Origin of the sequence: Streptomyces sp. NPDC048496 (genome assembly GCF_043200055.1) — a bacterium.
Taxonomy (GTDB): Bacteria; Actinomycetota; Actinomycetes; order Streptomycetales; family Streptomycetaceae; genus Streptomyces.
Map to the genome: position 1 here is coordinate 222,856 of NZ_JBICXB010000003.1, position 22,706 is coordinate 245,561.

Here is a 22,706-nt window from a genome sequence, read left to right on the forward strand (position 1 = left end):
CCGGAAGGACACCCAGGACATGGACGCCATCTCCGTCATCCGCACCAAGCGGGACCGCGGCGAGCTGAGCCCCGAGCAGATCGACTGGGTCATCGACGCATACACCCGAGGCGAGGTCGCCGACGAGCAGATGTCCGCGCTGGCCATGGCGATCCTGCTGAACGGCATGAACCGTACGGAGATCGCCCGCTGGACCGCCGCCATGATCGCCTCCGGCGAGCGGATGAACTTCGACGCGCTCTCCCGCCCCACCACCGACAAGCACTCCACCGGCGGTGTCGGTGACAAGATCACCCTGCCGCTCGCCCCGCTGGTCGCCGCCTGCGGCGCCGCCGTGCCGCAGCTCAGCGGCCGCGGTCTCGGCCACACCGGAGGCACGCTCGACAAGCTGGAGTCCATCCCCGGCTGGCGCGCCCACCTCTCGAACGCCGAGATGCTGAACGTCCTGGACACCACCGGCGCCGTGATCTGCGCCGCCGGTGACGGGCTGGCCCCCGCCGACAAGAAGCTGTACGCGCTCCGCGATGTCACCGGCACCGTCGAGGCCATCCCGCTGATCGCCAGCTCGATCATGTCCAAGAAGATCGCCGAGGGCACCGGCGCGCTCGTCCTGGACGTCAAGGTCGGCTCCGGCGCCTTCATGAAGACCATCGAGGACGCCCGCGAACTGGCCTCCACCATGGTCGCGCTGGGCACCGACAGCGGCGTACGGACGGTCGCGCTCCTCACCGACATGTCCACCCCGCTCGGCCTGACCGCGGGCAACGCCCTGGAGGTGCGCGAGTCGGTCGAGGTCCTGGCCGGTGGCGGCCCGAAGGACGTCATCGACCTCACCCTCGCGCTGGCCCGCGAGATGCTGGACGCGGCCGGACTCAAGGACGCCGACCCGGAGAAGGCCCTCGCGGACGGCTCCGCGATGGACGTCTGGCGCCGGATGATCTCCGCCCAGGGCGGCGACCCGGACGCCGAGCTCCCGGTCGCCCGCGAGCAGCACGTGGTGACGGCCCAGGCCTCCGGCGTGCTGACCCGCCTCGACGCCTACGACATCGGCGTCGCCGCCTGGCGCCTCGGTGCGGGCCGGGCCCGCAAGGAGGACCCGGTGCAGGCGGGCGCGGGCATCCAGATGCACGCCAAGCCGGGCGACACGGTGACCGAGGGACAGCGGCTGCTGACGCTGCACACGGACACCCCGGAGAAGTTCGAGTACGCACTGAAGGCCCTGCCCGGCTCGTTCGACATCGCCCCGGCCGGCACGGACTTCACCGCCACCCCCGTGGTGCGGGAACGTATCGCCTGACCTGCGGCTTACTCGTACGGGTGAACGGGACCGGTGGACTGTCGCCGGTCCCGTTCGGCATGCTGGACTCGGTGACGCACCGATAGAGGAGACCGCCATGAGCGCACTCACCGTCGACCCTGTGCCGGGCAGCGGCCACGGCTGGGACGACCTCGTCCGGATCTGGGAGGAGACGGACGCACCCGAGGGCTGCAAGGTGGAGATCATCGAGGGGATCGTCACCGTGTCGCCACCGCCGTCCAGGGACCACAACGTCACTGCGGAACTGCTACAGCGCAGGCTCTACACCGTCATCCCGGATGACTGGGGGATCTACCAGACCCTCGGCGTCTCCGTGCCGAGCCGGGCCGGGCTCTACATCCCCGACCTCGTCGTCCTGCCGCGTGCCGTGGCGACCGGACCGGGTAACCGGGTCCCGGCGGAAGAGGTGCGCCTCGTCGTCGAGATCACCTCGCAGGGCAACGCCAACCACGACCGTATCGGCAAGGCGCACGGATACGCGAAAGCCGGTGTCGAGCTCTTCCTGCTCCTCGACCCCTGGCACTCCGGCCGTCCCACCGCCACCTTGTACGGGGAACCCGCCGAGGGCACCTATCGGGTCCTGGACGCGGTCGAGTACGGGGAGAGTCTGACGCTTCCCGAGCCGTTCGCGCTGAAACTGGACACCGGGATCTTCCCCGTCAGCTGAGAAGCGTCGCGAACGCGAGCGGCCCGCCGTCATGCGGTCGCCCGATGTGCCGGGGTTTCATAAGTGGTGCATCTGACCATGGTTGACGGAAAGTCATCGACTCGAGGAGGGTCTGGAGGGTCGTACGAGTCGTAGGCCGGGCCGGGCGCGCCCGCGAGGAGCGGACCGTGCAGCGATGAGTTCCGGCCGCCGGACCGGTCTTCCTGATGTGGAAGCCAAGACCCCGATCGTTCTTGTCGTCACCGGCCGTGTCACACGCGCGGCCGTGCCGGGACTCTGCGCCGAGCTGGAGGCGCTGCTCTACGACCCCGAGGGCGCCGTCCGCGACCCGGACGCCGGGGTGGACTGCGATGTGGGCGGGGTCGTGCACCCGGATCTGGCCCTGGTTGAGGCGATGGCGCGGCTGGGACTCATCGCGCGCCGGGCGGGCGGCCGACGGCTCCGGCTGCGCAATGTGCCGCCCGGACTGCAGCATCTGCTGGACCTGGTGGGGCTGGCCGATGTGGTGGACCTGGGGGAGCAGGGCTGAGGTGCAGGCCCCGCTCCCTCCCCGGCGTCAGCCGGCCCGCGCGCAGACCACCACCAACAGCGGGGCCGCCGAGGCCGAGGGGTGCGACGCCGGCGTCGCTGTCGTGTCGCCGTCGCAGGCGGCGTCGTACCAGTGCTCCGGCTGCGGTCCCGGTCCGGCGCCGGAGGCAGGGGGCCGGGCCGGGCGGGGCCCCTCGGTGGCGGCGGGCTCACCCAGCCACTGTGTGACCCCCCAGCCGCCCAGCGCCAGCACCACCCATCCCGCCACCAGCGCGTGTCGCAGCCGCGGCCGCCGCATCACGCCGTCTCGGCCTCGAGGTGGTCGGGCAGGCCGAAGAGCGGGAACCAGCGGGGCGTGTCGAGGAAGCAGTGCATGCCGGTGATCGCACCGTCCGAGATGTCGATGACCTGCACCGCCCACGGCACGAATCCCGGACCGTCCGGATCCGGCTTGTAGTGCGCGAACGCCGGGGTGCCGTTGGCCGTGGTCGCCACCAGGCGCGAACCCGCGCAGCCCGCACCGAGGGAGCTCATGAAGCCCGTGATGTCGTCGTGCCCCTGCAGCCAGAGGTCGAACGGCGGCATGGTCATCACGGCGTCCTCGTGGAGCAGCGCGGTCAGCGCCGCCATGTCGTAGCCCTCGAACGCCGCGACGTACCGCTCAAGGAGCCCCCGCTGCTTCTCGTCGAGTGGATCAGTGGTGTCGGTGGCCGCGCTCCGATGGTCCGTGAGCGTGGCCCGCGCCCGCTGCAGGGCGCTGTTGACCGAGGCGACCGACGTGTCGAGCAGTTCGGCGACCTCGCTCGCCTTCCACGCCAGCACCTCGCGCAGGATCAGCACGGCACGCTGCCTGGGCGGCAGATGCTGCAGCGCGGCGACGAACGCCAGCCGCACCGACTCCCGCGCCACCGCGGCCTCCGCCGGGTCGGCCACCGACGGCAGGATCCGCCCGTCCGGCATCGGCTCCAGCCAGGTGTTCTCCGGGAGCGGGTTGAGCGCGGCCTGGGCGAGCGGTGTCGGGTCCGTCAGGTCGACCGGGCGGGCCCGCTTCTTCCCCGCGTTCAGCATGTCCAGGCAGACGTTGGTGGCGATCCGGTACAGCCAGGAGCGCAGCGAGGAGCGGCCCTCGAACTTGTCGAAGTTCCGCCAGGCGCGCACCAGCGTGTCCTGTACCGCGTCCTCCGCCTCGAAGGCCGAGCCGAGCATGCGGTAGCAGTAACCGGTGAGCTCGACCCGGTGTCCCTCCAGACGGCTGCCGATATCCGCTGATGCCGTCAGATCACTCATCGTTCCACCCCTGTTGTGCTGTGACGCCGCCCACTTCGGCACTTCGGAAGCTACCGCAGGCCACTGACAACGGGGGCGGGAAGCGCCGGAGCCGCCCGCTCTCCGGCCACGTCCCCGGTTCCGGTCACGTTCCGGGCTTGCGCCCGTACACGTACACGTCGTCGCCGTTCCTCAGCAGGTTCCAGTACGTCCTCGCGTCCGCGTCCCGCATGTTGACGCAGCCGTGCGAGCCGGGCGGGTTCCACATCTTCAGATTCACCGAGTGGAATGCCTGCCCGCCGTCGAAGAACTGGGAGTACGGCATCCACACGTGGTAGAGCGACGACCAGTGGTTGATGTGCCGCAGGTAGATCTTCTTCGAACCGGTGCGGGTCTCGTACCCGTTCCGCCCGCTGCGGATCGGCACCGGACCGAACTTCAGCTTCGATCCGTCCTGGATCCAGCTCAGCTGCCGGGTCAGGTCCACGCACGCGATGCGCCCCTTGTTCGTGGGGCACTTCTTGTCCTTGTTGGGGTTCTTTCCGGCCGCCTTCTGGGCCGTGAGCGTCTTCATCGTCTGCCAGGTGACCGGTCCCGCGTACCCGATGTCAGGGGTGACCCCGTAGGTGCGCTGAAAGGACTGGATCGCCTTGCAGTCGGCTGCCGACTGCTTCCCGTCGACCGGCCGGTGCAGATAGTTCTCGACCTGCTTCTGGTACGGCCCGGTGGATGTGGTGCAGGACGCCGCCTGCGCCGCCGTGCCACCGCCCAGGACGAGCGCCGGCGCCGCCATCAGCCCGGCGACGGACAGCGCGACCACGCGCCGCGTCCGGACTCCCCGTATTTTCCCTAGGACTGCCATGTACGCCGACTCCCCTTCGCGCCAAGTTGCGTTGATTACGCCTGATAGACGCGCGAAGGGGAGTCGGCGGTTGTGCGTATGTATGTCTCAGTTCTGTACTGACACCATCGGGACGAGGCACCGCCGCTCGGCGCGGGCGACCCGCGACCCGTACAGCGTGATCGAGACGACGCCGAGGACCGCGAGCAGACCCAGCGTCACCGTGCCCGCCCAGCCACCGGCGTGGAAGGCGATCGCGCCGAGCGTGCCGCCCGCGCTGGAGCCCAGGTAGTACGCGGACTGGTAGAGCGCCGAAGCCTGCGCCCGGCCGGTCGTCGCGGTCCGGCTCACGGACGACGAGGCGACCGCGTGCCCGGCGAAGAAGCCCGCCGTGATCAGGACCAGACCGAGAAGTACGGCGATCAGCTGGTCGGCGAGGGAGAGCAGCAGACCGGCGGCCGTGGTGGAGACGGCCAGGTAGAGCGCGCCCCGGCGGCCGAGCCGGGCGACGAGCCTGCCCGCTGCCGCCGACGACACCGTACCGACGAGGTAGACCAGGAAGATCGAGCCGATGACGCCCTGCGGGAGGTTGAACGGCTCCCCGACCAGCCGGTAGCCGATCACCGTGTAGACCGCGCCGAACACCGTCATGAACAGTGCGCCGATCGCGTACAGCCTGCGCAGCAGCGGGTCGGCGAGGTGCCCGCCCACCGTCTTGGCCAGGGCCTTCGGGTTCAGCGTGCCGGGTGTGAAGTGACGGGCCCTCGGGATCATGAAGTGGAAGACGACCGCGCAGGCCACGGCCAGCAGCCCGACCGCGCCGAGCGCCGCCCGCCAGCCCCACAGCTGGGCGATCCAGCCGGTGAGGATGCGGCCGCTCATGCCGCCGATGCTGTTGCCCGCCACGAACAGTCCGATCGCGGCGACCAGCGCCTTCGGCCGCACCTCCTCGGCGAGGTACGCCATCGCGGAGGCGGGAAGTCCGGCGAGGGCCGCGCCCTGGACGGCGCGCAGGGCGATCAGCCAGCCCAGCGAGGGGGCGAAGGGGACGAGAAGCCCGACCAGTACCGCGACCGTCAGTGACGCGGTCATCATCTGCCGCCGCCCGAACCGCTCGGAGAGCGCGCTCATCGGCAGTACACACAGCGCCAGCGCACCCGTCGCCGCCGAGACAGTCCAGCTGGCCTGTCCGGCCGTGGCGCCGAATCCGGCGGAGACGGCGGGCAGCAGCGCCTGGGTGGAGTAGAGGAGTGCGAACGTCGCGACACCGGCGGCGAAGAGCGCGAAGCTCATCCGGCGGTAGCCGGGCCGGCCGGGCTCCAGCCGGTCAGGGGAGGAAACGGGCGCGACGGGCGATGACGGGGCTGAGGCGTCCAGCGTGAGCGTGGACGCCTTGGTACTGGCAGGAGGCATACCTCGAAAGTAGATCTCTCCGATTCATGCGTCCAATGCACGAACTTGCGATAATCAATCCCATGGCGCATGAACGCAGCTCACAGCCTCAGCTGTCACCGAGTAGTTACGAAGAAGACATTCGCGCAGTGCTCGCGCCGCGGCTCGCGTACTTCGAGGCGGTGGCCCGCCACGAGCATGTGACGCGCGCCGCGCACGAGCTCGGCGTCCCGCAGTCCACACTGTCGCGGGCCATGGTCAGGCTGGAACAGGACCTGGGCGTCGCCCTGTTCGCCCGCAAGGGCCGTACCGTCTCGCTCACCCCCGCGGGCCGCACCTTCCTGGGCTCCGCCGAGCGGGCCCTCACCGAGGTGGAGCGGGCCGCGGACTCGGTACGGGCGGACGCCGACCCGACGGCGGGCAAGGTCGCCTTCGGCTTCCTGCACACCATGGGCTCCGAGACCGTCCCCGCCCTGCTCCGCGCCTTCCGCGCCGACCACCCCCGGGTCCGCTTCCAGCTCGTGCAGAACTACGGCGAGGCGATGATCGAACGCCTCCGGGCCGGCGGCCTCGACCTCTGCCTCACCTCCCCCGTCCCGGACGCCCCCGACCTGGTCGCCCGCCGCCTCGACGAGCAGCGGCTGCGTCTGGTCGTCCCGGAGGACCACCGCCTCGCCTCCCGCAGGCGGATCCGCCTGGCCGAGGCCGCCGACGAGGCGTTCGTGACGCTGGAGCCGGGGTACGGTCTGCGGCGGATCACCGACGACCTGTGCGCGGAGGCAGGCTTCACCCCGCGTGTGGCGTTCGAGGGCGAGGAGGCGGAGACCCTGCGCGGCCTGGTGGCCGCCGGCCTCGGCGTGGCCCTGCTGCCGCCGCCCGCGGTGGCCCGCCCCGGCGTGGTCGAACTGACGGTCACGGCACCACGCGCGGCCCGCGAGATCGGCGTGGCCTGGCTGGACGGCCACCCGGACACACCTCCGGTGGCGGCGTTCAAACAGTTCCTGCTGTCGCGCCGGGGGCATCTGCTGCCGGAGTGAGCAGCCTTCAGCAGCCCTCGGCAGCCCTCAGATGAGTGCGTTCTTGTAGTAGAACAACTGGACTGCCAACAGGTGGAGTTCTCCCGGCGTCCAGGCACGTCCGGCGAGGATCTGATGCGCTTTCTCGATGAGGTCACCGGCCAAGCCGAGCGGAGCCGCCTCCATGTTGTCGGCAAGGCGTGACAGGAACCAGGCCCCGTCTCCTGCGAGGTAGCACGGCTTTCCCTCCGGCCCCGCCCACGGCAACAGGCGTGCGGCCGGTGCGCGGGCCCGGCCGCTACGGCGCCGCCCCGCCAACCCGAACCCGGCCCCTGGCCGCGCAGAACAGCACCCCGGAACAGCCGGTAGACCGCAGGATCTCCCGACGTGCAAGCACTTGGTAGGCCAGATCAGCCGTGCGCGAGCCCACGCCGACGCCGCCACTGGCAGAGGGCTGTACGGCACGCGTGTTCGGGGCCTCGCTCGTAGCAGCGAAAGCTGGTGTCGGCAGGTGGGAGCGCCCGTATGCTGGCCGTGTGCCGCTTGTCGAGGTCGCACCGAGACCGCCGGTCGGACGAGGAGGTGAAAGGGAATGAGCGTTGCCATCGACCACACCGGGCCCTGGACCGTCGCCGACGTCCTGGCCCTGCCCGAAGACCGCACGACCCGCTACGAACTGCTGGGGGAGTCCCTGCTGATGTCCCCCGCTCCCGGCGTTCGCCATCAGCGTGCCTCGTTCCGCCTCCACCTCGCCCTGGACGCGGCCGCCCGGGCCGTCGGCGCGCCCGTGGAGATCCTCGAAGGCGTCAACGTGGTCCTGCCGTCCGGGCTGGTCGTGCCCGACCTGGTCGTGGCCGATGCCGGTGCGACCGCCGACGACCCCGTCACCGTCGACATCGAAGCGGTCCAGCTTGTCGTCGAACTCGTCTCCCCCGGCAACAGCACCATGGACCGCAAGGTCAAGCCCATGCTGTACGCGGAGGCTGCCCTCCCGCACTTCTGGCGACTCGAATTTGACCCCGCCCCCATGCTCGTCATCTACGAACTGCAGGGCGGTCGCTACGTAGAGCGGACCACGGCTCTTGCGGGCGCGACCACCCACCTGGACGCCCCGTTCCCGCTTGCAATCGATCCAGCTGGACTCTCCCGGCAGTAGGTGCCGTCTGACGGCAACGCTGACGGCAACCCGACCCGCCAACGGCGTACGCCAGCGGACTTCCACGGATCTCCAGGACGCCGCTGACCTGCGAAAACGCAGGTGAAAAGGGTTCGCCCATCACACGTACCATGTACTCGCCGGCAACACGCCAGTCCTCGTTCACAAGCGCGCCTTGCACCTTGCCGGTCGTGGTGTCGACGGCGGTGGTGTGGCCGGTCGGGCGCACTGGTTCGGTGCAGCCGCCGACGTGATCGATCTGCCGCTGTGTGCGGTGGAAGCGTGGGTGGTTGACGAGGGGTGGGCCGAGACTGTGATCTTCGCGCGGCTGTTCCGGTGAAGAGTGATTGTTGGCCTTACCGCCCCAGCGACCGCCCGAACCCCGCGGCCAGCGGCATCCGCAGCCCCAGGGGCGGGGGTGCGGCCAGGGCGTCGGCGACCGGGCGGGCGTAGGCCCGGCCGAACAGCGATCCCCGGACGAAGTCCGCAGCCAGTGCCACCACTTCGGCGCGGTGCTGGCGCAGGCCGTGGCCGTCCGAGTGGACCTCGAAGCGGCAGGTGTCCCGGTTGGTCTTCTTGGCCCGCTCGGCCAGCCGGAACGACAGCTCCGGGTCGGACCGGGTGTCATTCGTGCCGTGGACGAGCAACACCTGGCGGCCCAGCAGGTGCTTCACCGGTTCCGGTTCCGCCGATGCTTCCCCGGGAAGCCAAGGCGCCATCGCCAGAACGGAGTTGACCGCCGCGTGGCCGCCCGCGCGCAGCGCCGCCCGACCGCCCATACCGTGGCCGGCCAGACAGACGGGGATGTCGCCGTAACGTCGCACGACCTCCTCCACCGCCCACTCCGCGTCCGCCGCGAGCTGCGCGTCCGTGGCGTTCCAGCCCCGGCAGCGGTAGCGCACGACATGCGCGGCCAGCCCGTCGTCCTGGCCCGCGCGGGCCAGGGTCCGGGCGAGCGGCAGCTGCAGTACGTATGCCAGGGAGGAGGGGCGGCGGTGCGAGTCGGCCTCGCCGTCCGGGAGCAGCAGAACCACGCCGCTGACCGCAGGTTGTGCTCCGGCCGTCTTCACGGCCCGTCCCAGCCTCGGAGCAGGCAGGGGAAGTGCGCGCTGTCCCATGACAGAACAGTGTCAGAAGAAGAGGTGTACTCCACCCCTATTCGCGGTCACTGTTCCGCATCGGCGCGCAGCGCTCTACGCGCGTAGGCGCTAGAGTGCACAGATGATGAGCCCGACCCTCCATGTGCCCGGCGCCGACCAGATCCGACGCGCCCCCAAGGTGCTGCTCCACGACCACCTCGACGGCGGTCTGCGCCCCGGCACGATCGTCGACCTGGCCCGTGACGCGGGCTACGAAGCCCTTCCCGAGACCGACCCGGACAAGCTCGGCATCTGGTTCCGTGAGGCGGCCGACTCCGGCTCGCTGGAGCGTTACCTGGAGACGTTCGCCCACACCTGTGCCGTCATGCAGACCCGGGACGGCCTGTTCCGGGTGGCCGCCGAGTGCGCCGAGGACCTGGCCGCGGACGGTGTCGTGTACGCGGAGGTGCGGTACGCCCCCGAGCAGCACCTGGAATCCGGGCTGACCCTCGAAGAGGTCGTCGAGGCGGTCAACGAGGGCTTCCGCGAGGGCGAGCGCCGGGCCCGTCGGGACGGCAACCGGATCAGGGTAGGCGCCCTGCTCACCGCGATGCGGCACGCCGCGCGTGCCCTGGAGATCGCCGAACTCGCCAACCGCTACCGCGACCAGGGCGTCGTCGGCTTCGACATCGCGGGCGCCGAGGCGGGCTTCCCGCCCACCCGCCACCTCGACGCCTTCGAGTACCTCAAGCGCGAGAACAACCACTTCACCATCCACGCGGGCGAGGCCTTCGGTCTGCCGTCGATCTGGCAGGCGCTCCAGTGGTGCGGCGCCGACCGACTGGGCCACGGCGTCCGCATCATCGACGACATCGAGGTCGCCGAGGACGGCAGCGTGACGCTCGGCCGCCTCGCCTCGTACGTACGGGACAAGCGCATCCCGCTGGAGATGTGCCCGACCTCCAACCTTCAGACCGGCGCCGCCGCCTCGTACGCCGACCACCCCATCGGGCTGCTGCGGAGGCTCCATTTCCGCCTCACCGTGAATACGGACAACCGGCTGATGAGCGGTACGAGCATGAGCCAGGAATTCGAGCGGCTGACCGAGACCTTCGGATACACGCTCGACGACATGCAGTGGTTCACGGTCAATGCGATGAAATCAGCGTTCATTCCTTTCGATGAACGTCTCGCGATGATCAATGACGTGATCAAGCCCGGATATGCCGAGCTGAAGTCCGAGTGGCTCTTCGAGCAGACCGCTGCGACCAGCGGCTCTTCTTCCCCCGCGGGCTGATTCGCGCTCTGTGCCGAACGGCCGGGACGGTCAAATCCCGGCCGTTCGGCGTCTCCGGCATGTTTGCGGGACCGGTCGTGGGCTGACTAGTTTGCAGAGCCGCTCACATCCCCTTCCCCAAGGATGAATTCCACATGAAGCAGTCTGCTGCCAGGACTCTCGGTGTCGCCGCTCTCGGCGCCGCTTTCGCCGCTGCCGCCGCCGGTACCGCTTCCGCGTCCGCGCTGCCCGTCGCCGGCTCTGCGCTGCCTTCCCCCAAGCTCTCGGCTCCGCTCGAGCAGGGAGTTGCCCCCTTCGGCTCTGCGCTGGGGACCGCCACCCAGAGCCTGCCGGTCCAGGACACGGCCACCAAGCTTCTCGGCAGCGGTCAGACGAAAGTCGTCCACGACGCCACCTCACCACTGGGGGGCCTGCTCGGCGGACTGCCCGCCGGCGGCGTGAAGGCCAACGGTCTGTCGACCAACAGTCTCCCGCTCGGCGGCTGACACCCCCGTACCCACGTACGTGGGGCGGACACCCTGGCCGGGTGTCCGCCCCACGTGTGTGTCCAGGGACGAGAGGATGTCCGGCCAGGATCCGCCGGACGCCCTCTACCAGTCGGTCGCCGCCGACGACTTCTCGGCCGGCAGCAGCAGCCACAGTGCCAGGTAGAGCAGGAACTGCGGGCCGGGCAGCAGGCAAGAGACGAGGAAGATCACGCGCATGGTCCCGGCGGACGTGCCGAAGCGCCGTGCCAGCGCTGCGCACACTCCGCCGATCATGCGTCCGTCACGGGGGCGGGCAAGTGCGGCCATGGTGGGCTCCTTCGTGAACCGTCTGCTGGGGAGCAGTTCCGTCGTGCTCCCGATGTCTCCATGGTGGCTCCGTGAACGGGGGCAAAGCGTCGCTCTACGGTGCGATACCGACCCTGGAAATCGTCGGGGTCGACCCCTGAGAGCCTTCCTCCCTCTGGCGGGGAATCGCCCCCCGCACCAGTTGCTCCTGCTTCCGGCGGCGCAGCCGCTTCCGGAACACCGGCACCACCAGCAGATGGGCCAACGCCACCCCGACCGTGTTCAGCAGCAGCGAGTCGACATCGACGACCTGCCCGGGCACCCCGGTCTGCGCCAGTTCGATGGTCAGCGAGACCAGTGACCCGGCGGCGACGGTACGCGCCAGCGAGGCCCACGGGGAGACGTGGAGCCGGCCCCCGGCCATCGGCAGCAGCACCCCCAGCGGTGCCAGCAACAACAGTCCCTCACCGATCCGGTGCGCCGCCTCGGCCGGGCCGAGGGACAGGTCCGCCTTGATGCCGGCGAGCGGTTGAAGATTCGCGGCTGTCGTCCACGGGACGTCCAGCGGGCGCAGAGTCAGCCACCCGACCAGCAGCAGATGCGCGAGGAGGAGGAACCCTCCGGCCGCGCGGAAGCGGATGACGGCCTGGCCGTCCGAACCTTGACCCACGCCCCCCAAGACGCCCCTGGCGGCGGGATCGGTTCCGCCCCGCCCCAGGAAACCCGGGCGGGGGAGGCCGTCAGGGCGGCTCGAGCGCGCCGAGCGTCGGTACGGACTTCGGCCGGGCCTTCGTCTCCGAAGTGCACAGATAGCCGCGCGGCGCGTAGTTCCCCGGTCCGCCGAGCATCACCGTGCCGTCCGGGGCGAGCGACTCGCTCTCCGCGTAGGTGCACACGATCTGCGCCACCGCCTCCGACGGCAGGTCCTCCGGCTGCTCGCTGAGCCGCAGCGCGGCCGCCGGATCGCCCCGACGTGCCTCGCTGATCCGGAGCGTCGTCGGCACGGTCGTGGAGAAGCCGGCCTGGCGCTCATCGCCGGCCGGTTCCCGCTGCAGCTCGTCGAGGAGCGCCTGCGCCACCTGGATCCGGTCCGACTTCGCGTCGTGGACCTGCACCGCGCGGTCCACCGTGACCAGCTGCGAGGCGCAGACCAGATAGATCTGGACCGGGATGCCTTTCAACGCCTGTGTGCTGACGTCCTCCGCGGACATCGAACACGGCACCCGCGACGGCGCGGCCCCGGCGTCGACCGGCACCGAGGTGGTCCTGATCCCGCACCCGGCGGCCAGCACGGCACAGACGACGGCGCCGGCCAGCGCCCCGGCCGAGCGGCGCGCCCGGCACCCACCACGGTTGCTGCGCATCACGTCGCGTCTCCCTCCTCGTCCTGGACCTCCGCGTCATGATCCTGCGCGGTGCGGGTGAGCTGTTCGGCATCGCGCGGCAGCCGCAGGACGAACACCGCGCCGTCGCCGTCCGGCGAGTTCGCCGCGGTGATGTCACCGCCGTGGATGTGCGCGTTCTCCATGGCGATCGACAGACCCAGCCCGCTGCCCTCCGAACGTGGCCTGGACGCACTGGCCTTGTAGAAACGGTCGAAGACGTGCGGCAGGACGTCCTCGGGAATGCCGGGGCCGTGGTCGCGCACCTCGATGACGAGTTCGTCGCCGTCGGTCCGTACCGCGACCCGTACCGGCGAACCGCCGTGCTTCAGCGCGTTGCCGATCAGATTGGCCAGGATCACATCGAGCCGACGCGGATCGAGGCGGACCATCATGCCGCGCTCGGCGTCCAGATCCACCGCGTCCAGCCAGGCGCGGGCGTCGATGCAGGCGGTGACCTGGTCGGCGACATCGACCGTGTCGAGGACGAGCCGGGCGGTACCCGCGTCGAAGCGGGTGACCTCCATCAGGTTCTCCACCAGGTCGTTGAGCCGTCGGGTCTCGCTGACCACCAGGTGCACGGCCGGCGCGATCATCGGGTCGAGGCTGTCGGCCTCGTCCTCCAGCACCTCGGCGACCGCGGTGATCGCGGTGAGCGGAGTCCGCAGTTCGTGCGACATGTCGGCGACGAACCGGCGGCTGGACTCCTCCCGCGCGCTCATGTCCGCGACCTTCTTCTCCAGCGAACTCGCGGCCTTGTTGAACGTGCGGGAGAGATCGGCGAGTTCATCGGTGCCGGACACCACGAGGCGGGTGTCGAGTTTCCCCTCGCCCAGCTTGCGCGCCGCGTCACCGAGCCGCTGCACCGGCCGCAGCACCGTCGTCGCGGCGGCCTGCGCCAGCAGCGCGGAGCCGACCAGGGCGAGAGCCGTGGCGATCCCCAGCGACCACGCAAGGGAGTTGAGGTCCTGCCGTTCCTGGTCGAGCGACTTCAGCATGTAGCCGGTCGGACCACCACCGATGATCTTCGTGCCGGCCACCAGGTACGGCGTACCGCGGATCGAGGTCCGCTGCCAGAACAGGTGGTACGCGTACTTGTTGCCCGCCTCCACCGGCTGCTTCCGGTTGACCTGCCGCTGCAGCGAGAGCGGCACGTTGTCGAGCGTGAACGAGTCCAGATCGGAGTTGCCCACGATCGGCTTGCCGCCGTCACGCTTGTCGACGAGCAGCACGCTGTAGCCGGGGCTGCTGCTCGCCATCTGCACCGCGGTGTTCTGCAGGTCATCCTTGGTCGGGCGCAGCGGCAGCGAAGCCGCCCGGTTCTGCATCTCCTGCCGGAAGTCCCCGAGCGCCGCGTCCTGCGTCCGCGTCAGGACCGCCTCGCGGTTGAGCCAGTACGCGATTCCCGAGGCCGACACCGCGGCGGTCAGCGCCACCAGTGCGAACACGATGACGAGCCGCAGCCGCAGACTGGTCCAGCGGAGTCCGGCGAGCAGGCTGCGTTTGGCGGCAGCACTCACTGAGGTGAGTCCAGCCGGTAGCCCACGCCGCGTACGGTACGGATCAGGGTCGGCGAGGACGGCACGTCCTCCACCTTGGCGCGCAGCCGCTGCACACAGGCGTCGACCAGCCGGGAGTCACCGAGATAGTCGTGCTCCCAGACCAGCCGCAGCAACTGCTGGCGCGACAGGGCCTGTCCGGGGCGACGGCTCAGTTCGAGCAGGAGCCGCAGCTCGGTCGGCGTGAGCTGCAGGTCCTCCCCGTTCTTCGTCACGGTCATCGCGGAACGGTCGATGACGACGTTCCCGAACGTCGCCGAGTCCGTGGACTCGCGCTCGCCGCGGCGCAGCACCGCACGGATCCGGGCGTCGAGCACCCGGCCCTGCACGGGTTTCACCACATAGTCGTCGGCGCCGGACTCCAGTCCGACCACGACGTCGATGTCGTCGCTGCGCGCGGTCAGCAGAATGATCGGCAGCTGGTCGGTGCGCCGGATGCGGCGGCACACCTCGAAACCGTCGATGCCGGGCAGCATCACATCCAGCACGATCAGGTCCGGCCGCTGCTCGCGCAGCAGTTTCAGGCCGTCCTCTCCCGTCGCCGCGGTGGCCACACGGTGGCCCTGGCGCGACAGCGAGAGTTCGAGGGCCGTGCGGATGGCGTCGTCGTCCTCGATCAGCAACAGGAAAGGCACGGAGGTCATTCTGGCCCATGGTGGAGCTTCAGTTCGACACTTGAAGCGCTCTCATGCGTCCGGCGCACCGGTGGGAGAACCTGTGACAGGTCTGTGACAGTCGGCGGACAGCGCCATGAAACAGCCCGGGCAAGCTCATTGGCACAAGGAACGGACGGACTCCACCGACGGGGGGCGCGGGATGAACGCACTGCACAGCACGACCACAAGCGCAGTTGTCACGCGTCTCCACGACGTCGGCAGGGGCACCGAGAAGTCCGGCACCGGAGGGGGTGCCTCCCTGCTCGAGCGGAACCGAGAGCTCGGGGGCGGCCGGGGGTGCGTTCGTGGCGCCGGGCGTCAGCACACGTCCTGTATGACGGTGGTCGACGCCACTGCGGGAGCCGGCGGGGGAGCCGCGTACGGGGAGGTCACGGGGGAGCAAACGTCCCGGACGGAGAGCTCGGACGCCGAAGCGGCGTTCACGGCCTACGTCCAGGAGCGCCGCGCCTCCCTGTACGCAACCGCCTACCACCTGACCGGAGACCGGTTCGAGGCCGAGGACCTGCTGCAGAGCGCCCTCTTCTCGACGTACCGGGCGTGGGACCGGATCAGTGACAAGGCGGCGGTCGGTGGCTATCTGCGCCGCACCATGACCAACCTGCACATCAGCGCCTGGCGCAGGCGCAAGCTCAACGAGTACCCGACCGAGGAGCTGCCGGAGACGGTGGGCGACACGGACGCGATGCGCGGTACGGAACTGCGCGCCGTGCTCTGGCAGGCGCTGGCGCGGCTGCCGGAACTCCAGCGCACGATGCTGGTCCTGCGGTACTACGAGGGCCGCACCGACCCGGAGATCGCGTCGATCCTCGACATCAGTGTCGGCACGGTGAAGTCGAGCATCTGGCGGTCGCTGCGGCGGCTGCGCGACGACGAGGTGCTGAGCTTCGGCCGTGACGAGGAGGAGTCCTTCGGCGAGCTGGTGGCCTGAGGCGACGAGGGGAACGGGGACACGGGGGACACGGGGGAGGAACGGGCCGCGGCTTCGGGGGAGGCGGCGGTACGGGGGAGAGCGCAGCGGGGTCGGACGGGCCGGGGGGTCCCGTCCGGCCCCGCTCGACGTGTGTGCGGCGGTGTTCCGGGCACGGGCGGACCGGTCCCGTCGCTTTGCCCTGTGCTGAGCCCCGGATCCGGCCGGGCCTGCATCTCTCACAGGCGTCCCCTCCTTCACGCGTCGCCTTGCCGCCGCGCGGAAGAAGGCTCTTGTCAGCCTGAGGCGACCACGTCAAGCGCGGGCGTGCCGGGGGAACTCATGAGTGAACAAGTAAGCAGTCAGGCAAGCGATCAGATATCGACGGCTACAGGGAGCGGTGGGTCGCCCGCGATGCGGCTCAACCAGGCCCCGGCCGAACCGTCTTCACCCCCCGTGTACGGCCCCTTCGTGCCCGGCGGCGCCGGGCTGGTCTCCACCCCGGCGGAGAAGCGCGCCGCGGCCGACGCCATCGAGACGGCTTCATGACGTACACGGCTTCCCGGGACCCGCTGCTCATCTCCGCTGTGAAGAAGTCGCCGGGCACGAGCAAGGGTGAGGCGCCGGACGGCCGGGAAGCCGAGGTCGTCGATTCGCAAAGGATGGTTCTGCCCTGTGCTCAAGGCGATCTCTATCTGGCGGCTGAGAGCCTGTCGGGTGACCTTCGATCGGAAAGCGGACGCGGTCTGGTGCGTGCGATTCCAAGGCGCTGGAAGGTCCTCGGATGGGGTCTCCCCTGCTCGAACGAAGTTGAGAGCTTGGGGAAGGAGCTACTAGGGCCTTTCGGCAACGCGGGAAGCGTGCGTGCCAGGGCGTGGCCGCCCAATCAGAGGTCACCCGACAGGCTCTGAGTCGGGGCTGCAGTACTTGGAGGCACGGAAGCGTCACTCGGATCTCCCGGCGCGGGACACGTACTTCGAGTCCTTCGTGAAGTCCGCGACTGAGACGTTCGACTGCGGCACAGCCGTGAGGTGAGGGTGTGACCGTGTGCCTGGCGCTGTTCAAGCTCCTGTGCGCGCCGGGCTGAATATGCGGCCGGCCGGGCGTGGCCGACCGCAGGACGCGTCCGGCCGCTGTTCCCGCCGTCTCCGAGGACGCGGCGGGACACCTCGTCGCCCGGTGGTGCGTGCAGGTGGGCACCACCGGTGCCGAAGTCCTTGAGAAGGAGGGGGCGTTGATGTTCGGGGAGTGGCGTGACGCGGCGGGGGCCGCAGGGGCCGACCGGGAGGCGGCGCGCGAGCGGGCCGAACGCGGGCAGAGGCCGGCCCGCCGCGAGGCCCTGACGTACCTGGACTGAGCCGCGCCGAGCCGGCCTCACGCACACAGGTGGTGACCTTCCGGTTCAGAGCCCCAGCAGCGACTCCACACCGGCAAACCCCGCCGGCCTGCCCCTACTCCGGGACCGGCGCCCCCACCGGTGCCCGCCGGCAGCGTCCCGCAGCCGCCGCGGCCAGGCGGCCCAGGGCCTCTTCCTTGCCGCAGGGGTACGCACCCAGGGCCGTCTGGCGGGCCACGATGCGGCGTTCGGCGCGCATCAGGCGCCAGCCGCGTCGCAGCAGGAACGGCACGGACTTGCGGCCCTCGCGCAGGTCGCGCAGCAGGCGGCGGCGGAACGTGGTCGAGGGGCGGCCGCGCAGGCACAGCGCGTCGGCGAGCACACCCAGCTCCTGGCACCGCTCAGCTATGTCCGCCGCGAAGATCCCCTCGGCCACGAACAGCGGCGTCCGCTCGATGTGGAGGGCTTCCCGGTCGACCCGGGAGCTCGTGGCGATGTCGTACACCGGCACTTTCGTACGCCCCGTGCGGCACAGCTCCATGATCGCGGCGACCGCCGCATCGGCGTCCCAGGACTGCGCGGAGTCCCAGTCGATGTCCGTGCTGCCGGGGACGAGCGGCAGTGTGGGGTCGTCGCCCTCCTTGTAGAAGTCGTCCAGGCGCAGCACCGGAAGGTCGGTGCGGGCGGCCAGGGAGGACTTGCCGGAGCCGGAGGGGCCCGCGAGCAGCACGACGCGGGTCGGGATCGGTTGGGAACTCACAGGACACGAGTGTGAGGCATTGACCCGCGCAGGGGATCCCCCGGTGCCCGTGTTGGTATCCAGCATCACACCTCAACTACTCTACGTACTCAGATGATTACTCGATCGGCATCGATCAGGCGGGAATTCCATGGCACGACATGCACTTTCCAGGTCCCGGCGCCGCGCGCTGCTGCGCGCAGGTCTGACCGTCACCGCGGTGGGCGCCGCGCTCGGTGCGGGGGGTGCGGCGGCCCAGGCGGCGCCGCTGCCCATCGCTCCGGCCTCGGGTGCCGACAGCAGCCTCGACGCGGTCGGTGAGGCGACCGGGGGCGCGGTGACCGGGGCACTCGGACACGGGGTCTCTCCGGTCACGAACCTTCGGCTCGACCCGCTGGCCAAGACGGGTGTGGACCCGCTGTCCAACCGGGTGGGGACGCAGATCGCCGACTTCAAGCCGGTCACCACGGGCATCGTCACCGACCCGCTGAGCGGCGGTGGTTCGCTGAACGACCTGCCGTTGGTGGGGCAGGTGACGGGGCTGGTGCACGGCTGATCACGGCACACAGGGCTGCGGCCCGCCCCTCCGCGGTGTTGCCGGAGGGGCGGGCCGCAGCCGCGTCGGTCAGTAGGAGGAACCCGAGGCGCCGAGCGCGCCCGTGGGGTGCCAGACCGTCTTGGTCTCCAGGAAGGCCGTCAGGCGGTCCGTGCCCGGGTCGGCCGACCAGTCGTCGCCGTCCACAGCCTGTGGACGGCGGACACGCTTCAGGTTGTCCGCTGCCGCGATCTCCAGCTCCTTCGCCAGACCGGCGTCGGCGCCCGTGAGATCGATCGCGTTCACGTCCTGGTGGGATGCGAGCGGGGCCGCGAGCTCCGCCGTCTTCCCGGACAGGATGTTCACCACGCCGCCCGGCAGGTCGGAGGTGGCCAGCACCTCGCCCAGGGACAGCGCCGGGAGCGGGGCGTCGGCGGACGCGATGACGACCGCCGTGTTGCCGGTCGCGATCACCGGCGCTACGACGGAGACCAGGCCCAGGAACGACGACTTCTGCGGCGCGACGACCGCGACCACGCCCGTCGGCTCGGGCGTGGACAGGTTGAAGAACGGGCCCGCGACCGGGTTCGCCCCGCCCACGATCTGGCCGATCTTGTCGGTCCAGCCCGCGTACCAGACCCAGCGGTCGATCGCCGCGTCCACGACGGCCGCCGCCTTGGACTTCGACAGGCCCTCCGCGTCCGCCACTTCCTGTACGAACTGGTCCTTGCGGCCCTCCAGCATCTCCGCGATGCGGTAGAGGATCTGGCCGCGGTTGTACGCCGTCGCGCCCGACCAGCCGCCGAACGCCTTGCGGGCGGCCACGACCGCGTCCCGTGCGTCCTTGCGGGAGGACTGCGGGGCGTTCGCCAGCCACTTGCCTTTGGAGTCCGTCACCTCGTACACCCGGCCGCTCTCGGAGCGGGGGAACTTGCCCCCGACGTACAGCTTGTAGGTCTTGAAGACGCTCAGACGGTTATCGGACATCGAGGTACGCCTCCAGGCCGTGACGGCCGCCTTCGCGGCCGAAGCCCGACTCCTTGTATCCGCCGAACGGCGAGGTCGGGTCGAACTTGTTGAACGTATTGGCCCAGACGACGCCCGCCCGGAGCTTGCTCGCCACCGCGAGGATGCGGGAGCCCTTCTCCGTCCAGATGCCGGCCGACAGGCCGTACTGGCTGTTGTTGGCCTTGGCCACCGCCTCGTCCGGCGTACGGAACGACAGGACGGAGAGCACCGGGCCGAAGATCTCGTCGCGGGCGACGGTGTGCGCCTGGGTGACGTTCGTGAACAGCGTCGGGGCGAACCAGTAGCCGGAGGACGGGAGTTCGCACGGGGCCGACCAGCGCTCGGCGCCCTCCGCCTCGCCCGTCTCGACCAGCGCCGTGATCCGGGAGAGCTGCTCCGCGGAGTTGATCGCACCGATGTCGGTGTTCTTGTCCAGCGGGTCGCCGAGGCGCAGCGTGGACAGCCGGCGCTTCAGGGAGTCCAGCAGCTCGTCCTGGATCGACTCCTGCACGAGGAGGCGCGAGCCCGCGCAGCAGACCTGCCCCTGGTTGAAGAAGATGCCGGTGACGACGCCCTCGACGGCCTGGTCGATCGGGGCGTCGTCGAAGACGATGTTGGCGCCCTTGCCACCCAGCTCCAGGGTGACCTTCTTGTCGGTGCCCGCGATCTGGCGGGCGATGGCCTTGCCGACCGCGGTCGAGCCGGTGAAGGCGACCTTGTTGACGTCCGGGTGCTCGACGAGGACCGCGCCCGCGTCGCCGTACCCGGTGAGGATGTTCACGACGCCCTTCGGCAGCCCCGCCTGGCGGCAGATGTCCGCGAAGAAGAGCGCGGAGAGCGGGGTCGTCTCGGCGGGCTTCAGGACCACGGTGTTGCCGGTGGCGAGCGCCGGCGCGATCTTCCACGCCAGCATGAGCAGCGGGAAGTTCCACGGGATGATCTGGCCCGCGACACCGAGCGGGCGCGGGTTCGCGCCGTAGCCCGCGTGGTCGAGCTTGTCGGCCCAGCCCGCGTAGTAGAAGAAGTGCGCCGCGACCAGCGGGAGGTCCGCGTCACGGGTCTCCTTGATCGGCTTGCCGTTGTCGAGGGTTTCGAGAACGGCGAGCTCGCGGGAGCGCTCCTGAATGATCCGGGCGATCCGGAACAGGTACTTGGCGCGCTCGGAGCCCGGCAGTGCCGACCACTTCTCGAATGCCTTGCGGGCCGCCTTCACGGCCCGGTCGACGTCCGCGGCGCCGGCCTGCGCGACCTCGGAGAGCACCTCCTCGCTGCTCGGCGAGACCGTCTTGAAGACCTTGCCGTCGGCCGCGTCGGTGAACTCGCCGTCGATGAACAGGCCGTACGACGGCGCGATGTCGACGACCGAGCGTGACTCGGGGGCGGGGGCGTACTCGAATGCAGATGCCATGGGGATCAGTCCACCGTCACGTAGTCGGGGCCGGAGTAGCGGCCGGTGGCCAGCTTCTGGCGCTGCATCAGCAGGTCGTTGAGCAGGCTCGACGCGCCGAAGCGGAACCAGTGGTTGTCCAGCCAGTCCTCGCCGGCGGTCTCGTTGACCAGGACGAGGAACTTGATCGCGTCCTTGGAGGTGCGGATGCCACCGGCGGGCTTCACACCGATCTGCACACCGGTCTGCTCCCGGAAGTCGCGCACGGCCTCCAGCATCAGCAGGGTGTTCGCGGGCGTGGCGTTCGTCGCCACCTTGCCGGTCGACGTCTTGATGAAGTCCGCGCCCGCCAGCATGCCGAGCCAGGAGGCGCGGCGGATGTTGTCGTAGGTGGACAGCTCGCCGGTCTCGAAGATGACCTTGAGGCGGGCGTCGGTGCCGTCGGCACGGGCGCACTCGGCCTTTACGGCGAGGATCTCCTCGTACACCTTGAGGTAGTGGCCGGAGAGGAAGGCGCCCCGGTCGATCACCATGTCGATCTCGTCGGCCCCGGCGGCCACGGCGTCGCGGACGTCCGCGAGCTTCACGTCGAGCGCGGCGCGCCCGGCGGGGAAGGCCGTCGCGACGGACGCCACCTTCACGCCGGAACCGGCCAGCGCGGCGGCGGCCGTCGCCGCCATGTCGGGATAGACGCAGACCGCGGCGGTGCGCGGGGTCGTGCGGTCGGTCGGGTCGGGATTGACGGCCTTGGCGGCGAGAGCCCGGACCTTGCCCGGGGTGTCCGCGCCTTCCAGCGTCGTCAGGTCGATCATCGAGATGGCGAGGTCGATGGCGTACGCCTTGGCCGTCGTCTTGATCGAACGGGTTCCGAGAGACGCGGCGCGCGCTTCGAGGCCGACGGCGTCGACGCCGGGCAGCCCGTGCAGGAAGCGGCGCAGCGCACTGTCGGACGCGGTGGCGTCGGAGAATGCGGGTGCAGTGGTGGGCATGGTCACCAGAGGAGCATATCTACGCGCGTAGCGGCCTGTACAGGGGGGAGGGGTCACCGGCGTGGGGGCGTGGTGCCGTTCGGGTGCGGGGGTGGCCGCTCCGGCGGGGCTTGCGCACGTCAGGCAGAATCGGCCTCATGACGAGCCCCACACCTCCCACCGAGCCGACCTACGCCGACCGGACCTTCAGGTCGCCCGCCGGGATGGCGGGTGGTGCCCTGCTGCTCCTGATGATCGGCTGGCTCGGCGTGGATGCCCTGATCAGCGGTGACGGGCGGACGCCGTGGCTGGCCCTGGCCGGGCTGCTGACGGTTGTGCCGCTGATCGTCGCGTTCACGCTGCGACCGGTCGTGTCGGCGAACAAGGAGCGGATCCGGATCCGCAACCCGTTCCGGACGATCACGATGCCGTGGGCGGCGGTCGCGGACGTGCGGGCCAGGTACTCCACCGAACTGTTCACCCAGGACGGTGCGAAGTACCAGCTGTGGGCGGTGCCGGTGTCGATTCGGCAGCGCAAGAGGGCGGCACGGCAGCAGTCGCGCCAGTCGCAGGACGACCCGTACCGGCGGACGTCGGTGCATGCGGATGTGCGGGACACGAAGGCGCGGCTTGCTGCGGCGGATCAGACGGTGGCGGATCTGCGTGAGATGGCTGAGCAGGGTGGGGGCGGCGCGGGTGGCGCCGGTGGCGCCGGGGCGGTCGTCGTGCGGTGGGCGTACGAGGTGATTGCGACGTCGGTCGCGGGGGCTGTGCTGCTGGTGGTGCTGCTGGCGCTGGGCTGAGAGCCTGTCAAGTGACCTTCGATCGGAAAGCGGACGCGGTCTGGTGCGTGCGATTCCAAGGCGCTGGAAGGT

General features: G+C 70.3%; 28 protein-coding genes. 13 read left to right on the top strand and 15 right to left on the bottom strand.

The window, feature by feature from the left end:
* Window positions 1–19 precede the first annotated feature (19 nt).
* From ACGFSA_RS05340 to ACGFSA_RS05350, 3 genes are all read left to right on the top strand, one after another.
* Window positions 20–1,297 (top strand): thymidine phosphorylase, encoded by a 1,278-nt coding sequence (locus ACGFSA_RS05340; protein WP_393299922.1) that lies wholly within the window; start codon window positions 20–22, stop codon window positions 1,295–1,297.
* A 97-nt stretch (window positions 1,298–1,394) separates the two neighbouring features.
* Window positions 1,395–1,985, top strand: coding sequence for a Uma2 family endonuclease (locus tag ACGFSA_RS05345; protein ID WP_393299925.1), 591 nt, complete (start codon window positions 1,395–1,397; stop codon window positions 1,983–1,985).
* Between the two features lie 175 nt (window positions 1,986–2,160).
* On the top strand, window positions 2,161–2,514 hold the full coding sequence (locus tag ACGFSA_RS05350; protein ID WP_393299928.1) for an STAS domain-containing protein: 354 nt from the start codon (window positions 2,161–2,163) through the stop codon (window positions 2,512–2,514).
* Window positions 2,515–2,541: 27 nt separating this feature from the next.
* Here the strand turns inward: ACGFSA_RS05350 and ACGFSA_RS05355 are convergent, their stop codons facing one another.
* The 4 genes from ACGFSA_RS05355 to ACGFSA_RS05370 all read right to left on the bottom strand — a co-directional run bounded on the left by ACGFSA_RS05355 (window position 2,542) and on the right by ACGFSA_RS05370 (window position 6,033).
* Window positions 2,542–2,814 (bottom strand): hypothetical protein, encoded by a 273-nt coding sequence (locus tag ACGFSA_RS05355; protein ID WP_393299931.1) that lies wholly within the window; start codon window positions 2,812–2,814, stop codon window positions 2,542–2,544.
* Window positions 2,811–3,800, bottom strand: a complete 990-nt coding sequence (locus ACGFSA_RS05360; protein ID WP_393299934.1) for a sigma-70 family RNA polymerase sigma factor — start codon at window positions 3,798–3,800, stop codon at window positions 2,811–2,813. Before ACGFSA_RS05360 ends, ACGFSA_RS05355 begins: the two co-directional genes overlap by 4 nt.
* Before the next feature lie 124 nt (window positions 3,801–3,924).
* Complete coding sequence (locus ACGFSA_RS05365; RefSeq protein ID WP_393299937.1) at window positions 3,925–4,641, bottom strand: L,D-transpeptidase family protein; 717 nt, start codon at window positions 4,639–4,641, stop codon at window positions 3,925–3,927.
* An 87-nt stretch (window positions 4,642–4,728) separates the two neighbouring features.
* A complete protein-coding gene (locus tag ACGFSA_RS05370) occupies window positions 4,729–6,033 on the bottom strand; it encodes an MFS transporter (RefSeq protein ID WP_393299940.1) in 1,305 nt (434 codons plus the stop codon).
* Window positions 6,034–6,095: 62 nt separating this feature from the next.
* Here ACGFSA_RS05370 and ACGFSA_RS05375 point away from each other — a divergent pair, with 62 nt between their 5' ends.
* Window positions 6,096–7,049 (top strand): LysR family transcriptional regulator, encoded by a 954-nt coding sequence (locus ACGFSA_RS05375; RefSeq protein WP_393299943.1) that lies wholly within the window; start codon window positions 6,096–6,098, stop codon window positions 7,047–7,049.
* A 27-nt stretch (window positions 7,050–7,076) separates the two neighbouring features.
* Here the strand turns inward: ACGFSA_RS05375 and ACGFSA_RS05380 are convergent, their stop codons facing one another.
* Window positions 7,077–7,346, bottom strand: a complete 270-nt coding sequence (locus ACGFSA_RS05380; protein WP_393299946.1) for a hypothetical protein — start codon at window positions 7,344–7,346, stop codon at window positions 7,077–7,079.
* 274 nt (window positions 7,347–7,620) lie between these two features.
* Here ACGFSA_RS05380 and ACGFSA_RS05385 point away from each other — a divergent pair, with 274 nt between their 5' ends.
* Together ACGFSA_RS05385 and ACGFSA_RS05390 are read left to right on the top strand one after the other, a co-directional pair.
* Complete coding sequence (locus ACGFSA_RS05385) at window positions 7,621–8,184, top strand: Uma2 family endonuclease (protein WP_393299949.1); 564 nt, start codon at window positions 7,621–7,623, stop codon at window positions 8,182–8,184.
* A gap of 175 nt (window positions 8,185–8,359) precedes the next feature.
* Window positions 8,360–8,524, top strand: a complete 165-nt coding sequence (locus tag ACGFSA_RS05390) for a hypothetical protein (RefSeq protein WP_393299952.1) — start codon at window positions 8,360–8,362, stop codon at window positions 8,522–8,524.
* 16 nt (window positions 8,525–8,540) lie between these two features.
* On the opposite strand, the gene ACGFSA_RS05395 is transcribed toward ACGFSA_RS05390, so the two are convergent.
* Window positions 8,541–9,218, bottom strand: coding sequence for an alpha/beta hydrolase (locus tag ACGFSA_RS05395; RefSeq protein WP_393300285.1), 678 nt, complete (start codon window positions 9,216–9,218; stop codon window positions 8,541–8,543).
* Window positions 9,219–9,405: 187 nt separating this feature from the next.
* On the opposite strand from ACGFSA_RS05395, the gene ACGFSA_RS05400 reads away from it, so the two are divergent.
* Together ACGFSA_RS05400 and ACGFSA_RS05405 are read left to right on the top strand one after the other, a co-directional pair.
* Window positions 9,406–10,560, top strand: a complete 1,155-nt coding sequence (locus ACGFSA_RS05400) for an adenosine deaminase (RefSeq protein WP_393299956.1) — start codon at window positions 9,406–9,408, stop codon at window positions 10,558–10,560.
* Between the two features lie 134 nt (window positions 10,561–10,694).
* Window positions 10,695–11,045, top strand: coding sequence for a hypothetical protein (locus ACGFSA_RS05405; protein WP_393299962.1), 351 nt, complete (start codon window positions 10,695–10,697; stop codon window positions 11,043–11,045).
* A gap of 105 nt (window positions 11,046–11,150) precedes the next feature.
* Here ACGFSA_RS05405 and ACGFSA_RS05410 read toward each other — a convergent pair whose 3' ends face one another.
* From ACGFSA_RS05410 to afsQ1, 5 genes are all read right to left on the bottom strand, one after another.
* Window positions 11,151–11,354: a PspC domain-containing protein gene (locus ACGFSA_RS05410; RefSeq protein ID WP_366691116.1), complete on the bottom strand. Its 204-nt coding sequence runs from the start codon at window positions 11,352–11,354 to the stop codon at window positions 11,151–11,153.
* A gap of 94 nt (window positions 11,355–11,448) precedes the next feature.
* Complete coding sequence (locus ACGFSA_RS05415) at window positions 11,449–12,003, bottom strand: VanZ family protein (RefSeq protein WP_393299966.1); 555 nt, start codon at window positions 12,001–12,003, stop codon at window positions 11,449–11,451.
* A 70-nt stretch (window positions 12,004–12,073) separates the two neighbouring features.
* A complete protein-coding gene (locus tag ACGFSA_RS05420) occupies window positions 12,074–12,697 on the bottom strand; it encodes a hypothetical protein (protein ID WP_393299970.1) in 624 nt (207 codons plus the stop codon).
* Window positions 12,697–14,235, bottom strand: a complete 1,539-nt coding sequence (locus tag ACGFSA_RS05425) for an ATP-binding protein (protein ID WP_393299973.1) — start codon at window positions 14,233–14,235, stop codon at window positions 12,697–12,699. Before ACGFSA_RS05425 ends, ACGFSA_RS05420 begins: the two co-directional genes overlap by 1 nt.
* Window positions 14,232–14,909, bottom strand: a complete 678-nt coding sequence (afsQ1, locus tag ACGFSA_RS05430) for a two-component system response regulator AfsQ1 (protein WP_189275392.1) — start codon at window positions 14,907–14,909, stop codon at window positions 14,232–14,234. Before afsQ1 ends, ACGFSA_RS05425 begins: the two co-directional genes overlap by 4 nt.
* A 181-nt stretch (window positions 14,910–15,090) precedes the next feature.
* Here afsQ1 and ACGFSA_RS05435 point away from each other — a divergent pair, with 181 nt between their 5' ends.
* The 3 genes from ACGFSA_RS05435 (at window position 15,091) to ACGFSA_RS05445 (ending at window position 17,215) form a co-directional block, all read left to right on the top strand.
* Complete coding sequence (locus tag ACGFSA_RS05435; RefSeq protein ID WP_393299976.1) at window positions 15,091–15,879, top strand: SigE family RNA polymerase sigma factor; 789 nt, start codon at window positions 15,091–15,093, stop codon at window positions 15,877–15,879.
* Window positions 15,880–16,272: 393 nt separating this feature from the next.
* Complete coding sequence (locus tag ACGFSA_RS05440; protein ID WP_393299979.1) at window positions 16,273–16,407, top strand: hypothetical protein; 135 nt, start codon at window positions 16,273–16,275, stop codon at window positions 16,405–16,407.
* A 556-nt stretch (window positions 16,408–16,963) separates the two neighbouring features.
* Window positions 16,964–17,215 (top strand): hypothetical protein, encoded by a 252-nt coding sequence (locus tag ACGFSA_RS05445; RefSeq protein WP_393299983.1) that lies wholly within the window; start codon window positions 16,964–16,966, stop codon window positions 17,213–17,215.
* Window positions 17,216–17,309: 94 nt separating this feature from the next.
* Here ACGFSA_RS05445 and ACGFSA_RS05450 read toward each other — a convergent pair whose 3' ends face one another.
* Window positions 17,310–18,020, bottom strand: a complete 711-nt coding sequence (locus ACGFSA_RS05450; protein WP_393299986.1) for a uridine kinase — start codon at window positions 18,018–18,020, stop codon at window positions 17,310–17,312.
* Window positions 18,021–18,084: 64 nt separating this feature from the next.
* Here ACGFSA_RS05450 and ACGFSA_RS05455 point away from each other — a divergent pair, with 64 nt between their 5' ends.
* Complete coding sequence (locus ACGFSA_RS05455) at window positions 18,085–18,489, top strand: hypothetical protein (RefSeq protein ID WP_393299989.1); 405 nt, start codon at window positions 18,085–18,087, stop codon at window positions 18,487–18,489.
* Window positions 18,490–18,558: 69 nt separating this feature from the next.
* On the opposite strand, the gene ACGFSA_RS05460 is transcribed toward ACGFSA_RS05455, so the two are convergent.
* From ACGFSA_RS05460 to deoC, 3 genes are read right to left on the bottom strand one after another with little or no spacing between them, the layout of a single operon-like run.
* Window positions 18,559–19,455 carry an aldehyde dehydrogenase family protein gene (locus tag ACGFSA_RS05460; RefSeq protein WP_393299992.1) on the bottom strand — a complete coding sequence of 299 codons (897 nt, stop codon included), beginning with the start codon at window positions 19,453–19,455 and terminating at the stop codon, window positions 18,559–18,561.
* Window positions 19,445–20,884 (bottom strand): aldehyde dehydrogenase family protein, encoded by a 1,440-nt coding sequence (locus ACGFSA_RS05465; protein ID WP_393299995.1) that lies wholly within the window; start codon window positions 20,882–20,884, stop codon window positions 19,445–19,447. The genes ACGFSA_RS05460 and ACGFSA_RS05465 overlap by 11 nt, the downstream gene beginning before the upstream one ends.
* 5 nt (window positions 20,885–20,889) lie before the next feature.
* Complete coding sequence (gene deoC / locus ACGFSA_RS05470; protein ID WP_393299999.1) at window positions 20,890–21,852, bottom strand: deoxyribose-phosphate aldolase; 963 nt, start codon at window positions 21,850–21,852, stop codon at window positions 20,890–20,892.
* A 137-nt stretch (window positions 21,853–21,989) separates the two neighbouring features.
* On the opposite strand from deoC, the gene ACGFSA_RS05475 reads away from it, so the two are divergent.
* Entirely contained in the window at window positions 21,990–22,634 is a 645-nt protein-coding gene (locus ACGFSA_RS05475) for a PH domain-containing protein (protein ID WP_393300002.1), read from the top strand.
* Window positions 22,635–22,706: the final 72 nt, after the last annotated feature.